The organism is Paenibacillus sp. FSL M7-1414, from assembly GCF_038003195.1.
Taxonomy (GTDB): domain Bacteria; phylum Bacillota; class Bacilli; order Paenibacillales; family Paenibacillaceae; genus Paenibacillus; species Paenibacillus amylolyticus.
The window spans coordinates 730534-744311 of the sequence record NZ_JBBOOS010000001.1; the positions used below are offsets into that span (position 1 = coordinate 730534).

Genomic DNA, 13778 nt, shown 5'->3' on the forward strand with positions numbered 1-13778 from the left:
GATATCTCTTTTTTCTCTAATTCATCTAACCCCAAGCTTAATAAGGCGGCCACAACAACTTGCGTGCCGTTTCGTAACGCTCGGCAACAGCGGGCCAGTAGACAACGTTCCACCAATCCTCGATATACTTTTTGCGTTCATTCTGATGTTTCAGATAGTAGGCATGTTCCCACACATCCAGTGGCAGGAGCGGTACGATATCGGACTGGGACAGGTTCTGGTGTTTCTCCGCCTGCAAAATCTCCAAACGATGTGCTCTCGGGCTCCAGACAAGCATCGCCCAGCCACTGCCTTCCACCTTGTTCGCGGCTTCTGTGAATTGATTCTTAAACGCTTCATAACTTCCGAAATCCCGCTTGATCTGCTCTGCCAGCATACCGGAAGGTTTGCCGCCACCAGCAGGATTCATAATTGTCCAGAAGATCGTATGCAGGTAGTGGCCTGCCCCGTTGAAGGCAAGTTCACGTTCCCAATGTTTGATGAGTTCAAAGTTATTCTTTTTTCGCGATTCCGCCAGCTTTTTCTCTGCTACATTTAGTCCGTCCACATAAGATTGATGGTGTTTGTCATGATGGATACGCATCGTCAGCTCATCAATATGTGGCTCCAGCGCATTGTACGCATAGGGGAGAGGCGGCAGTGTGTGTCCTCCGATGGGAACCGGCTTCTCTTTTACGGGAGGTGCTGTAGAGCTGGGTGTGGCTTGTGTTGTTCCCGTAGAAGGCGGTTGAATGGTTGCGGATTGAATCTGAGCTGAAGCGGCAGGTGCATTTACATTCCCCTCTGGAGAAGTTGGAGCTTCTGAAGCTTGGCGATGGATGCTTTCTGACTCTGACGTATGCAACGCATTTTCCAGAAAAAGTGATGGCTCCGAATCCGTTTCGCGCAAGATGCCAGGTTGGCCAAGCGTATCCAATACGCCCAGAAAATACTCCGACTCGCGGATAAAATGCAGAATGAGTACTTTGGCAAGCGGAACAGCTTGCACAGCAGCACTTTGCTCCAGAAGAACATACAGCTGTTTGATGAACTCTCTCGATTGCTGCCGAGCTGCCAACACAAGTTGATCGATACAACGAACGATGTAGGGAGCAGGCAGATGGGTTCCGGGCAATATTTGTTTTAAAAGCTGATTGGCTACTCGCTCACTGTTTGCAAAGGTAACCTCCCATTCCTCCAGTAGCTTGACGTAGGGGGGCTCCAGATCAGGAACCAGGGCACGAATGACGAGTGTATGTTCTTTCTCCTGTTCTTTCCAGAAACGGATTTCCTCCAATGTCCGCAGAGGCAGCAGGTGACCATATCCATACCAGTTCATCTATGTTGAACCTCCTTCAGATGAAATTCATTGCATGCAGACCATCTGTTCATGCGTCCCAAGAGTATATTCTCCGAGCTTGTTGTCCTATGAGTGCAAAAAAAAGAGCCCCTGAGGGCTCTGGAAAAAATTCGATGATTGAAATTTGGTTATTCTCCATTATTCGTGTTCTGCACATCGTCACTGCTTGTTTTCGTTACATGACTGAGGAAAGTTGAGACACGGCGCAGATATTCTTTCGGATGCTCCCGGAAAATAAGTTCATGATGCGCGTCCTGGACAATCCATACATCCGAATACGGATTAGTCTGGTTGGCGGCGAGTTGCTCCGCAATTGGATAAGGCGCCTTCTCGTCCTCTGTACCATGGATGAAGAAAATCGGGAACGGATAATCTTCCTTTTTCACTTCCTGGTATGGAATCTGTTGTAATCCGGTACCATTCAGAACAGGGAACAACAGTTTCATGATCTCCAGTGTAGGCTGACGTGGCAGATCGATCTGGTTGTGAATGTTGTGGTACAGCGTATCTGGCTCCAGCAGGAACGCACTGTCCAGAATCATTGCATCTACTTCCTTCGTAATAAGTCCGGTTTGTAACGCTGTACCGGCACCCATCGAGAAGCCCCAGACAACCAGTTCCTGTGCACCGCGTTGCTTGGCGAACTGGATGGCACCCAGCAATTGCTGTGACTCAGCTTTGCCACCTGTGGCCACAGCTTTGTTCACCTGGGAGGCGAAGCCATAATCGAACATGACCACGTTGAACCCAAGTTGATGGGCATAGTGTGCCAGGTCATACATGGGTACCCATGTTTCTTCACGATTAGCACCATAGCCGTGACTGAAAATAATCGTTTTGCTTGCAGCATTGTCAGCAGGTATATACCATCCCTGCATCGTGCGGCTGCCATCTGCTGCCGGGAACGTGATGTCTTCATACTTCATGTTCTTGGCTTGCATCGGATTGGAGAAGACAGGCGCTACCGTTGGATTGGATAATACCCATGCGATATAACCATGCAGTGCAATAAAACAAAACAGTAGAAAAAATACAACGGAGAGCAGCAACGCTACGATAATATGTTTGAACCGAATCAGCCTCGGTGATAGGGAAGAGGGCAGATCGGACACTTTTGTTTGCAGCGGGGCTTCGCTCTGGGATGATTGATACATGAATGCCCCTCCTTTGAAGTTCAGTTGAAGATAACAACGACATGAAAAGAGAATTGCGTCGATTTCAGAGCCTGCTTCAGAGCGATATCTTAATGTAATATATCTTTATCGTATGTTCCAATATAGTCAAAGTCAATTGATTGAGGGCATTTGTTACGCAATTGTTATATAGTTCTTAAGATATATGGGTAACATTACCTTAGTGTGTAAATTACAGGGGATTAAGTCTTATAAAAAGGAAAAATTTACACGTTGGCCTATTTTGATTTTGGCTCTTTTTGGTTTACAGATGAGACCGTTTCTCATATAATTTATGTAACCAAGTTTCATGTGATGAAACATGAGGAGGGCATTATGCCATGGAAGATCGCAAGTTAACCGTCCGGGCTGTGGAACGGGCGCTGGATATATTATTATGTTTTACCACACGCAGTGATCTGGGACTCACCGAAATTGCCAGCCAGATTGGCCTGCACAAAAGTACAGTGCACCGTTTGATGGCTACGCTGGAGGATCGAGGGTTCGTGATCCGCGATGCAGCAACAGAGAAGTACCGACTTGGCATCCGAATCTGGGAACTGTCGGCTCATATGTCCCGCAGTGATGATCCCGCTATTCTGCTGCTGCCTGCGATGGAGCGACTGAGAGATCGATTGGGGGAGACCGTGAGTCTGTACCTGCGTGATGGCAGTGAACGGATACGGATTCAGGCGGTGCAAAGTGATCAGGCGATCCGCCGAGTCGCTCCAGTGGGTGTTAGACTCCCGCTGTCTGTGGGCGCTTCCAGCAAAGTTTTGATGGCGTTTGCCACGGACGAGGATCGTGAAGAACTGATGAACGGGCCGGAATGGCCGGTGTTTATTGATCCGGCGGTGTATTTGGCGCAGATGGGAGATATCCGGGATAACGGATATGCGACGAGTTATGAGGAACGTGAGCCGGGAGCCGCCGCGGTATCTGTTCCGATTATGGATCGCAGAGGCAATATTGCAGCTGCCCTCTCGGTCTCAGGGCCTGTCAGCCGACTCTCGCAGGAGACATTGCATGAATACGCACCTGTGTTGAAGGATGCTGCTACGCAGATGGGGCTCATGTTATCCTGATGTTGAGGTAAGGTTTTTCTCCAATTGAGTTGGTGTTCTGGAATATAAAGGTTGTTTTTATGTTCCGGTTACGCTACTCTGTAATGGACGGCCCAACGGGGCCAGCTTCATTGAATATGAACGGCGGCATCTGTAAGCCGCAACTTGTTAACGTTACTGGGGGAGTCCGAATTGTCCGGACTGAGACGGAATCGCATGAGATTCCGGACCCTTTGCACCTGATCTGGATCATACCAGCGTAGGGAAGTAATCGGCGATATGACCACAACCACCACATGATGTGACCCTTGTAGGGCTCCGTTAAGGAGCTGCATAAAGGTGCATTATTGGTGATGGACATAAAAGTCGGTTCCTTCGGGGACCGGCTTTTTTATATACAGGGAACGGGCGATATAGCGCGGATTTTATGGGCTTCTTTTTCGATAACCTGCGGAAGTGGGCTTGGATGAATAGAGAACGCACCATAGATCATCCAAGATCTGTGGCAGCCTCCGTCTGTTGTTAACTGTACATGAAAAGTGTCTTCCCTGGTCTGGTGTAGGATCGCTCTTTCTTCTCTGCATTGCGCATGATTTGGGACAGGTACGTAAGTGAGCTAATGACGAAACCAACCAAACAAGCGACGAACACTGAGGAGGAGACAAGCGAACATGAGTACAGGAAATCAAACGGGACAACAAGCGATTGAACAGGAACATAACGATCGGCAGGTGGAAAAAGAAACAGGAGCGGCCGGACGGGTCCAGCCCTTTCCGGGCAGCCGCAAAGTCTACATTCAGGGCTCACGGCCGGACATTGCTGTACCGGAGCGTGAGATAGTCCTTCATGACACAAATACTCCCCAAGGGGTGGAGCATAACGAACCGCTGCGTGTCTACGATACGAGCGGCCCCATGACCGATCCCGCATTCCATGCGGATATCCGTGCAGGTCTGCCATCCCTGCGCACACGTTGGATCACAGAGCGCGGCGATGTTGAAGCTTATCAGGGCCGTACAGTTAAACCGGAGGATAACGGACTGAAGCCCGGAGGAAAGAGAGCTGGAGCCGAAGAGTACCCTGGATTGCGTGGCAAACCGCTGCGGGCACAGCCAGAACGCTGCGTGACTCAGATGCACTACGCGAGACAGGGAGTCATTACGGCTGAGATGGAATTCGCCGCCATTCGTGAAGGCGTGGAGCCGGAATTTGTGAGACAGGAGCTGGCGAGTGGACGGGCCATTCTGCCATCCAACATCAATCACCCGGAGAGTGAGCCGATGTTGATCGGTCGTCATTTTCACGTGAAGATCAATGCCAACATAGGTAACTCGGCCGTATCTTCCTCCATCGAGGAAGAGGTGGAGAAGATGACTTGGGCGGTACGCTGGGGATCGGATACGGTGATGGATCTGTCCACAGGCAAAAACATTCATACCACCCGGGAATGGATCATCCGTAATTCACCTGTGCCGATTGGTACGGTGCCGCTGTATCAGGCGCTGGAGAAGGTGAATGGCGAAGCGGAAGCGCTGACCTGGGAGTTGTACCGTGACACACTCATTGAGCAGGCAGAGCAGGGCGTGGACTACTTTACGATTCATGCAGGTGTACTGCTGCGTTATATCCCCATGACCGCCAAGCGAATGACAGGCATTGTATCTCGCGGTGGGTCCATTATGGCAGCATGGTGTCTGGCGCATCATCAGGAGAATTTTTTGTACACCCATTTTGAAGAAATCTGCGAGATTATGAAAAGGTATGATGTGGCGTTCTCACTGGGAGATGGACTTCGTCCAGGCAGTATCTACGATGCGAATGACGAAGCTCAGATGGCGGAACTGGCCACGCTTGGGGAACTGACGCAGATCGCATGGAAGCATGATGTGCAGGTGATGATCGAAGGCCCGGGTCATGTGCCGATGCATAAGATCAAGGAGAATGTGGACTTGCAGATGGAGATCTGTAAAGAAGCACCGTTCTACACACTTGGGCCGCTAACGACCGACATTGCGCCAGGATATGATCACATCACATCCGCCATTGGGGCAGCCATGATTGGCTGGTTCGGCACGTCCATGCTCTGTTATGTTACGCCAAAAGAACATCTGGGCCTGCCCAACAAGGATGATGTGCGGGAAGGGGTCATCGCCTACAAGATCGCAGCTCATGCCGCCGATCTGGCGAAAGGCCATCCGCGTGCTCAACGCCGCGATGACGCATTGTCCAAGGCACGCTTTGAGTTCCGCTGGCGTGACCAGTTTAACCTGTCACTGGACCCGGAACGTGCGCTGTCCTACCATGATGAGACGCTGCCAGCAGAAGGGGCCAAAGAAGCTCATTTCTGCTCCATGTGCGGACCGAAGTTCTGTAGCATGCGCATCACGCAGGACATTCGTGCCTTTGCCGCTGATAAAGGATTGTCTGAGAATGAGGCTGTAGCTGCCGGGATGCAGGAAAAGGCCGAGGAATATCGGACACGCTCCTAGGCGCCGATACAGCGCAAGCTGGGCAGTCTGACATCGTTTGAAGGTGAGAATACTGCTATCATGTCGTCTTCTTCATCTTATTGATCAGCTTCCTGATACTTTTTATCAGCATTATGGTTGATTGTCTAGCTGATGTTTAATAAAATGAATGTAAGTAAACACCAATAAGAGTAGCCAGGCCAATGGCTACTCCTGCACAGCATTTGCGGTGGGTATTCCTCCGAGTGCAGCAAGTTCAGATGAAGTGACCCGTCAGGCCGTCAACCTGTGGCGGGTCACTTCTTTTTACGATCGATGTATGTCAGGAGCGCAATAATTAACATCGCGAACACGATTACGTCGTTAAAAGAGAAGTTCATAGGATCACCTCCCACTGGAGGCAAGCCTATTTCCCACCACAAATTGGCTGTACAAAGTGATTATACCATTTGAAATGCTCTTGTTCGAGAGCATTTTTATTTTGCAGAAGGAGTCGATATAGTAGTTTTCACATGTTTTTAGTGATTGTAATATTTCACTCCAAATCAGCAGCTACTGTCGAGCCAAGCCCAAATCCTTCTCCAAATAAGCCGCAAGCAATGCCAGCGGGGTATGGATTGGAATACCGCGATCTATTGTAACCTGTGCAGCAGCGGGAGCCATAGATAGTTGGGCTGCCACTACTGTTTTACCCGGATACTGCTCAGCAATCTGCTGTAATCCTTCACGTACCGCTTCGAGATATCCTTGCTGATCTCCACGCATAATCAACTCAAATGTCCCAGGGATGCACACCGCTTCCGTCTGAGATGTCTTGGCAACGTGTAGTTGCTCATTCTCATCCTCTTGCTGTAATGCCTGATTCAACCGTGCCATCGTTCCTTCAACGGTTGCCGGGTTGGTGAATGCTATTATGTAATCTCCTGGTACTCGCCGCATCTCCTGCAATAACGGATCATCTATGCCGATCACAGGCACAGGGACCTGTGTGGCTTCCTGCTCCAGTACTGTCGCAAACAGGGTGCAGGTGACCAGAATGGCATCGGCATGACACTCAGCGATCCATTGGAGCGTCTGGGCTACCTTCTTGTGAATGACGACCTCTGAAAAGTCAGCGTCATGTTTAAGACGATCCAGACCTGGATCGACGTAATGGACCAATTCAACTTCATAAGGAGCAAGCGTCTCCTCAACTAAGGCGATGTTGGAATAATGAGCGTGAAAACAACCAATGGTGATCATGTGCTAAGTCCCCTTTTACAGTTCGTATATGTCATGGATTTCGTAGATATTTAAACCATTATAGAAACATGACTGAGAACTGTACAGTCGTTTATTGCTCAACGCCAATAACCGTCTTTCCGCCAAGCTGCGGAAAGACGGTTGATAACCTGACTCGACTAGGGTCGGTCCGGTGTCCATTTTTATCTAAGGGAAGGAGAAGTATTTTTCTTAGCCATTTTTTGCTGTAGAATTTCATGAAAGGATAGACCTTGAGTGTTCTCATTCTCCTTTTTAGGAGCAGTGGTCGCCGTGTTGCGCGGATATTGGTGATGGTACGGGATCATTTGCTGAATAGGCATGCGGATCATCTTGGTTCCTCCTTTGATGCGTTTTTTATGAATTATGTATTTCGACTGGTTACCATGCCAGGTGCGCATATAGGTACATGTGACTTGTTAGACGAAATAAAAGAGTTTAAAGCGTAATTCCAATTGGATTGTAGTGATTTTACCCGGTTTTAAGGAGATGTAAACGTTTTTAGGGAAATTCAGGAGTAAAGGACCTAATATGAAAGGTTTGATATGGGAGGATCGAATCGGTTGTTATGTGAATAGTCCCAATTTTAAGGAAGTCAATGGTACCCGTATATGAGGCATATTATCTGGTTAAATGATGCAAAGCATGCTAACTAACTTGGTACCATGGTCGGGTTGTTTAGGGGGTAATGTAGTTCCGGATATAAAAAAACTGCCGAGCGAACCCGGCAGCTTACGTGATATGAAGAAGGATGCGATGAAACTTTGATTCTGTCTGAGGTGGTATCGTGTTGGTTTTATCTACTTTGGCGAACAGCGATGTATATATCCACTTGTACACTTTCGGGATTCAGGCTGCGTTCATCATACAATTCAAAATCCCCAGTGAACGTACGATCGCTTTGTTTATCCCATGCCCACACGGCTCCCCAAGCTTCGCCAACAACCTCTGCCATCGGTCCTTTTCTGGAAGTGAATATGGCGTAAGTTGCAGGAGGGAGTAAAATGTCGTCCAATCCCTCAGGCAACGATTCGTTCGGACTGACCTCATGCCCTACCAGTATGGTGTATTCTCCGGTTATGCCATCGGTGTAATCCGTGTAACAGCCATAGCGAACAACTTCAGGTGCAGGTAGGTGCTCTGAGGCAAAATAATTGTTCCAGAGTCCCTGAATACAGCCTTTGCCACTGATTTCAATGGCGTTGGTTGTGCGGGCGGATACGCCGGCAAGACGTTTGCCGGGGAGCGTGACATAACGAACGGGCTGGGCAGAGAACGAATGATCCGTTGTTACCTGACCAGGATTAGCAGAAGCAGTAGAGGTTTCAGTGAGAGATTCTGCATGCTGATCCGTTGTATTCGTGCGCCAACGTTTCAAAAAAGGAAGCTGGTTACGTAGCATCGAACGAGCGGATTCCTCATCTATGCCTTCGTCCTTCAGAATGGCAGTGCACATCTCCGTCATGCCTTCAAGTGACATACCGGGCTGCTCAAACTTGCCCTCTTTGTAACAATAGATACAGTACTCACGGGTTGTGCTTCCATCTGCTTCCGTTCCGAATTGGGCAGGGGTTGTGAGCGGCATGCCGCAGCTTTGACATACAGTGACGTTCATGATTAGTTCCTCCTCATATATGTACAGATTGAATATATCTGAAGTATACGGGGAGGAACTGGACAGCTGTCTGTCAGGTTTGAGTCGGAGGTATATAATTTTGTACAATTTGCTCCGCGATACGGCAGATTTCATCCCGAATATGCTGAGGTTCCAATACTTCAACGTCCGCGCCGAAGCCCAGGATGAATCCATATAACCAGCCATCCTCTGGAAAAGCAACCTGGCTGATGTAATACCCAGTCCCATCAGGCATGACGTTCTCGATCCCAAACCATTCTTCCGCAATATGACGGACGCGAGCATGGAATTTCAAGGTTAACCTAGCTTGATTGTCCGGACGGCTCCATTCCTGTTGCCAGGGTCTGTGCTGTGGGTTGATGACTTTACGCTCGAAGTGCTCATTAGCAAGCGTGACATCTTGCATGCGCACAAGCTTGAACATGCGAAATTGATTCCGCTCATGACAAAAAGCATACAGGTACCAGGAATGCTTCTTGAGTACGATGGTATGAGGGTCGGCAGTTCGGTGAGTATGGATACCTTCCGCACTGCAGTAGGTAAAGGTTACGGGGCGTAATTGATCCATACCCTGTTCGATAAGTTCAAGCTTGATTTTCAGTGCTTCGGGATGCGTCCAGGTTGAATAATCAACGATGAATCGATTGGTATTGGCCTGAAAATCGTCATTTTTGGATTCAGGTACGATACTGCTGAGTTTTTCGACCAGAAGCTCTCGCGCAGCATTAGCATGGGAAGTGGATACACTGCGCAGTGCAGTGACGATGGAGGCGAGGTCCTTGTCTGTTAATACGTTTCGATCCAGACGGTAACCCTCTGCCAGACCAATCCCACCGCTTGCCCCCTGATATGTCACCACGGGGATGCCTGCTTGACCCAATGTATCGATGTCCCGATAGATGGTCCGGATTGATACTTCGAACATATCTGCCAAGTCTTTGGCTTGTACCCGTCCACGATTGATTAGCAACACCACGATGGCTAATAAACGCTCCAGTTTCATATGTATGGATTCCTTTCATTGGTTTATCTGTTGGATTCAAATATGTTATATTGTTGAGCATCACACATAGGAGTGGAATAAGCAATGAAGCGAATTACGATTCTGATCGCAGACGATGAAGTTGAGATCGCTGATCTGGTTGCTTTACATTTACAAAAAGAAGGATATCACACCATTAAGGCCTTTGATGGGAAGGCGGCGGTTCAAGCTGTTCAGACCCAAGCGATAGATTTGGCGATTCTGGACATTATGATGCCTGGCATGGATGGGTATGAGGTGACCCGCAAAATTCGGGAGCAGCATCATTTACCGATCATTTTCCTGAGTGCCAAAACATCAGATATGGACAAAATTACGGGACTTGTGATGGGCGCGGACGATTATATGACCAAACCGTTTAATCCGATGGAGCTTGTTGCCCGGGTTAACTCCCAGTTGCGTCGTTCTCTGCAATTCAGCCAGTCTGTGCCTGTTCAGAGGTCCATTCTGGAGAAGGGTGGGCTCATCATCACGCCAGATCAACATCGCGTTACACTCTACGGCAAACCAGTGGAACTAACACCGAAGGAATTCGACATTTTGTATCTGCTCGCGAGCCACCCCAAGCAGGTGTTCAGTGCAGAAAATATTTTTGAACAGGTCTGGGGAGAAGCCTATTACGAGAGCGGGAATACCGTGATGGTCCACATTCGGACCCTGCGCAAAAAGCTGGGGGAAGATGTGAACAAGAACAAGTTTATCAAAACGATCTGGGGTGTGGGGTACACGTTTAATGACTAAACGTAGAAGTTTTCGCACAACCATGATTATGTTGTTAGGGTTAAGCATGCTTGCCTCTGGCGCAATTACCTATGGGATTTATAAGCTTATGCAAGCCTATTATTCGGGTGTCCGTGCAGAAGATCAGCTCGCTGAATATCGTCATTTTATGAAAAGTATCGGGGATATCTATTTCTTCCTGATTTTATTTATTCCACTGGCCATTCTGTTTTTCTTCTGGTTTACCAAGCCTTACGCGACGTATTTCAAGGACATTTCTACAGGGATCAGACATTTGGCCAATGGAGACTTTCAGCACCGTGTGCAGATCTCCTCGAAGGACGAGTTAGGTACGATTGCAGAGGATGTGAACCTGGCAAGTGAGAAGTTAAGGGAAGCGGTGGAACGAGGGGATTTTGCTGAAAATAGTAAGGACCAGCTTGTTGTCAATCTGGCGCATGACCTGCGAACCCCGCTGACGTCTGTGCTTGGATATTTGGATCTGCTCATGAAGGATGATCAGCTAACGGAGGAGCAGGTACGGCACTTTACGTCGATTGCATTCACCAAATCACAGCGTCTGGAGAAGCTGATTGATGATTTGTTCGAAATAACCCGCATGAATTATGGCATGCTGCCTATAAACAAGACACGGCTGGATCTTAGCGAACTGCTGAAGCAGATGAACGAAGAGCTCTATCCTGTATTTGAAAAGAACCAACTAGTCGCCCGTCTAAAAATAGACACTGACCTTACGGTCTCCGGTGATGGCGAGCTGCTGGCTCGTGTGTTCGAGAATCTGCTAATTAACGCTGCACGGCATGGCAAGGATGGCATGTATGTAGATATTAATGGATATCGGGATGCAGAACAGGTCATCATTCAGGTAATTAACTATGGTGGACATATTCGTCCGGAGGAATTGCCGCATATCTTCGATATGTATTACACCGGAGATCGTGCCCGGACTCCTCAGGAGGGTGGGACTGGCCTCGGCCTATTTATCGCTCGCAATATTGTGGAGCAGCATGACGGTATAATTTCGGCCCAGAGCGACGTGGTACGGACGCAGTTCGAAGTTCGTTTGCCCATATTTCAATGAGGTCTGATATCAAATTTAAGAAAAACTTTAAAATTGCCCTGCTTTTTCTTTAACTTGTGTTGTCTATCCTTGATGTATGAGGTAAAAGGAGGAACAAGCATGAAAAAGTGGGGCTTTTTGATATGTATCATTGTGATCGGATATATCGTTACACAATCACCGGGATGGATTCAGCAGAAGGATGAGTTACCCATCGAGATTCAGAATACGCGTGAGAATCCCGCAGGTTACACCGTATCCGTCACCGGAAACATTCAGGATCAGGTACATAAGGGCAAGTTGTTACTGGTGGATAAGCAATACCCCGTTCACCCGGAAGGGGTTAAATCCGATATTGTATATGTGGCACATGAGGATGATCTGCTTCGTGGATATGGAATACTGGATCAGAAAATCATGTTATCACGGCAGGTGGCGCAGGAGTTTCAGAAGATGGTTGAAGCAGCAGGCGAAGAGGGAGTCAGATATTTTCTCGTCAGCAGCGGTTACAGGGACTTTGCGAAGCAGGACGAGTTATATCGGGAAAAGGGTTCAGACTATGCGCTTCCTGCGGGACACAGTGAGCACAATCTTGGGTTATCCCTGGATATCGGCTCGAGCTTGGCTGCGATGAATGAAGCACCAGAGGGTGCCTGGCTGGAAAAGAATGCATGGAAATACGGATTTATTTTACGTTACCCAAAGGATAAAGTGCGCATCACCGGTATTCAGTATGAACCATGGCACTTTCGATATGTAGGGCTGCCGCATAGTGCTGTCATGTATAAGAATAATCTGGTACTGGAAGAGTATCTCGATATGCTTAAAGAGAAAGAGAACATTACTGTGGAAGTAGAGGGTGAGGAGTATCATATCCGCTATTATCGAGCCACCCGAGACACAACCGTTTACATACCTGAGCAAGGACAAACTGAAATATCGGGTGATAACATGGATGGCGTCATCGTCACCGTAAAGAAATAACAGGGCAACACAAAGGAGGAGAAGCAGCATGAAGCACAACAACCAGAAGAAAAGCAAACATTACATCCTTTGGATTGCCGTTTTCATTATCTATGTATATCTACTTACGAAGCTGATCCTGTTTAAAGGAAGCCCGGTCGATTTTGGCATCGTGAAGGATCGACTGATGGCGTTCTTGCAACAACCGGATCTGGTCCATAACCGAACCGTCAACCTGACACCATTTCAGGAAATCTCACGAGACTGGAACAGCCTGTCATTGCATCGTCCGGGTACCGCAATCCATCTGGTAGGCAATATATTGGCCTTTATTCCACTGGGCATCTTCATCCCTGTGTTGACGAGCAACAAGTTATTCTCTGGAGTAAAGGTGCTCCTGCTGTCCCTGCTGCTCAGTCTGGGCTATGAAGTGACACAGTTAGTGACTGGCATGGGCATATTCGATGTGGATGATCTGATGCTTAATACACTCGGCGGCTTGATTGGATATATTGTTTTCACTATGGCTATGGGTCTGAAAAAGGTGTTGGTGGGAGGAGAATCCCACGTGACGACGAAAAAGTTAAATTCTAAGGAAAGTCACGTGTAAGGAGGAGAAGAACTTGATTATAATGGCTGTACTGTTCATTAGCGCAGGGCTAATATTTCTCGTGTATCCACACAAGGTAACGGATGCTTCGGAAAAACAGATTGCGGAGCGAGTGATCATGTCTAGATGGGTTGGAGGCTCGTTAATTGCTCTGTCGTGTTTATTTCTGATCATGGGCACGATTCAACTGTTAGATCAAGCCTCACATCACATTGGGCATTAAAAGGTAGTTGGCCTTGAAGCAACGGAGGACACACATACTGAAACCACAGCTCCCCGTAACGTGCAGAGTGCACTTTACGAGGAGTTTTTTAGTGTTTCATAAGGTCTCAAATTCAGGAGAGGATCAGTGAACTTTGCGAGTAACATCGTAAATGAGGTAGAGTAGAGATGATGCGTTAGTACCTATTCCTTACAAAAAAA

13 protein-coding genes and 1 riboswitch are annotated in these 13778 nt (G+C 48.1%); of the genes, 7 read left to right on the plus strand and 6 right to left on the minus strand.

Annotation, left to right across the window (positions count from 1 at the left end):
• Positions 1-37 precede the first annotated feature (37 nt).
• Both MHH92_RS03405 and MHH92_RS03410 read right to left on the minus strand, forming a co-directional pair.
• A complete protein-coding gene (locus tag MHH92_RS03405) occupies positions 38-1318 on the minus strand; it encodes a Fe-Mn family superoxide dismutase (RefSeq protein WP_340901934.1) in 1281 nt (426 codons plus the stop codon).
• 149 nt (positions 1319-1467) lie between these two features.
• On the minus strand, positions 1468-2493 hold the full coding sequence (locus MHH92_RS03410; RefSeq protein ID WP_036614129.1) for an alpha/beta hydrolase: 1026 nt from the start codon (positions 2491-2493) through the stop codon (positions 1468-1470).
• 359 nt (positions 2494-2852) lie between these two features.
• Here MHH92_RS03410 and MHH92_RS03415 point away from each other — a divergent pair, with 359 nt between their 5' ends.
• Positions 2853-3596 (plus strand): IclR family transcriptional regulator, encoded by a 744-nt coding sequence (locus MHH92_RS03415; RefSeq protein ID WP_017690772.1) that lies wholly within the window; start codon positions 2853-2855, stop codon positions 3594-3596.
• A gap of 148 nt (positions 3597-3744) precedes the next feature.
• Positions 3745-3858: riboswitch (TPP riboswitch) on the plus strand.
• A gap of 388 nt (positions 3859-4246) precedes the next feature.
• Positions 4247-6064, plus strand: coding sequence for a phosphomethylpyrimidine synthase ThiC (gene thiC / locus MHH92_RS03420; RefSeq protein WP_340901937.1), 1818 nt, complete (start codon positions 4247-4249; stop codon positions 6062-6064).
• Positions 6065-6595: 531 nt separating this feature from the next.
• On the opposite strand, the gene MHH92_RS03425 is transcribed toward thiC, so the two are convergent.
• The 4 genes from MHH92_RS03425 to MHH92_RS03440 all read right to left on the minus strand — a co-directional run bounded on the left by MHH92_RS03425 (position 6596) and on the right by MHH92_RS03440 (position 9942).
• Positions 6596-7285, minus strand: a complete 690-nt coding sequence (locus MHH92_RS03425) for a hypothetical protein (protein ID WP_340901938.1) — start codon at positions 7283-7285, stop codon at positions 6596-6598.
• A 182-nt stretch (positions 7286-7467) separates the two neighbouring features.
• On the minus strand, positions 7468-7635 hold the full coding sequence (locus MHH92_RS03430) for a hypothetical protein (RefSeq protein WP_155985120.1): 168 nt from the start codon (positions 7633-7635) through the stop codon (positions 7468-7470).
• A 464-nt stretch (positions 7636-8099) separates the two neighbouring features.
• Positions 8100-8918 carry a zinc ribbon domain-containing protein gene (locus MHH92_RS03435; RefSeq protein ID WP_340901941.1) on the minus strand — a complete coding sequence of 273 codons (819 nt, stop codon included), beginning with the start codon at positions 8916-8918 and terminating at the stop codon, positions 8100-8102.
• Between the two features lie 73 nt (positions 8919-8991).
• Complete coding sequence (locus tag MHH92_RS03440) at positions 8992-9942, minus strand: helix-turn-helix transcriptional regulator (protein WP_340019179.1); 951 nt, start codon at positions 9940-9942, stop codon at positions 8992-8994.
• An 84-nt stretch (positions 9943-10026) separates the two neighbouring features.
• On the opposite strand from MHH92_RS03440, the gene MHH92_RS03445 reads away from it, so the two are divergent.
• The 5 genes from MHH92_RS03445 to MHH92_RS03465 all read left to right on the plus strand — a co-directional run bounded on the left by MHH92_RS03445 (position 10027) and on the right by MHH92_RS03465 (position 13578).
• Positions 10027-10722 (plus strand): response regulator transcription factor, encoded by a 696-nt coding sequence (locus MHH92_RS03445; protein WP_211085189.1) that lies wholly within the window; start codon positions 10027-10029, stop codon positions 10720-10722.
• Positions 10715-11803 carry a HAMP domain-containing sensor histidine kinase gene (locus MHH92_RS03450; RefSeq protein WP_340901948.1) on the plus strand — a complete coding sequence of 363 codons (1089 nt, stop codon included), beginning with the start codon at positions 10715-10717 and terminating at the stop codon, positions 11801-11803. Before MHH92_RS03445 ends, MHH92_RS03450 begins: the two co-directional genes overlap by 8 nt.
• Before the next feature lie 99 nt (positions 11804-11902).
• The gene (locus MHH92_RS03455) at positions 11903-12766 is read left to right on the plus strand and encodes a M15 family metallopeptidase (protein ID WP_340901951.1); all 864 of its coding nucleotides are present in this window, start codon (positions 11903-11905) and stop codon (positions 12764-12766) included.
• Positions 12767-12794: 28 nt separating this feature from the next.
• Positions 12795-13355 (plus strand): VanZ family protein, encoded by a 561-nt coding sequence (locus MHH92_RS03460; RefSeq protein ID WP_340901953.1) that lies wholly within the window; start codon positions 12795-12797, stop codon positions 13353-13355.
• Positions 13356-13368: 13 nt separating this feature from the next.
• Positions 13369-13578, plus strand: a complete 210-nt coding sequence (locus tag MHH92_RS03465) for a hypothetical protein (protein ID WP_036614116.1) — start codon at positions 13369-13371, stop codon at positions 13576-13578.
• Positions 13579-13778: the final 200 nt, after the last annotated feature.

What these genes read in the sequence shown, in the direction of transcription:
- MHH92_RS03405 (WP_340901934.1), bottom strand. Translation starts at nt 1,318, where the DNA reads ATGAACTGGTATGGATATGGTCACCTGCTGCCTCTGCGGACATTGGAG.
- MHH92_RS03410 (WP_036614129.1), bottom strand. Translation starts at nt 2,493, where the DNA reads ATGTATCAATCATCCCAGAGCGAAGCCCCGCTGCAAACAAAAGTGTCC.
- MHH92_RS03415 (WP_017690772.1), top strand. Translation starts at nt 2,853, where the DNA reads ATGGAAGATCGCAAGTTAACCGTCCGGGCTGTGGAACGGGCGCTGGAT.
- thiC (WP_340901937.1), top strand. Translation starts at nt 4,247, where the DNA reads ATGAGTACAGGAAATCAAACGGGACAACAAGCGATTGAACAGGAACAT.
- MHH92_RS03425 (WP_340901938.1), bottom strand. Translation starts at nt 7,285, where the DNA reads ATGATCACCATTGGTTGTTTTCACGCTCATTATTCCAACATCGCCTTA.
- MHH92_RS03430 (WP_155985120.1), bottom strand. Translation starts at nt 7,635, where the DNA reads ATGATCCGCATGCCTATTCAGCAAATGATCCCGTACCATCACCAATAT.
- MHH92_RS03435 (WP_340901941.1), bottom strand. Translation starts at nt 8,918, where the DNA reads ATGAACGTCACTGTATGTCAAAGCTGCGGCATGCCGCTCACAACCCCT.
- MHH92_RS03440 (WP_340019179.1), bottom strand. Translation starts at nt 9,942, where the DNA reads ATGAAACTGGAGCGTTTATTAGCCATCGTGGTGTTGCTAATCAATCGT.
- MHH92_RS03445 (WP_211085189.1), top strand. Translation starts at nt 10,027, where the DNA reads ATGAAGCGAATTACGATTCTGATCGCAGACGATGAAGTTGAGATCGCT.
- MHH92_RS03450 (WP_340901948.1), top strand. Translation starts at nt 10,715, where the DNA reads ATGACTAAACGTAGAAGTTTTCGCACAACCATGATTATGTTGTTAGGG.
- MHH92_RS03455 (WP_340901951.1), top strand. Translation starts at nt 11,903, where the DNA reads ATGAAAAAGTGGGGCTTTTTGATATGTATCATTGTGATCGGATATATC.
- MHH92_RS03460 (WP_340901953.1), top strand. Translation starts at nt 12,795, where the DNA reads ATGAAGCACAACAACCAGAAGAAAAGCAAACATTACATCCTTTGGATT.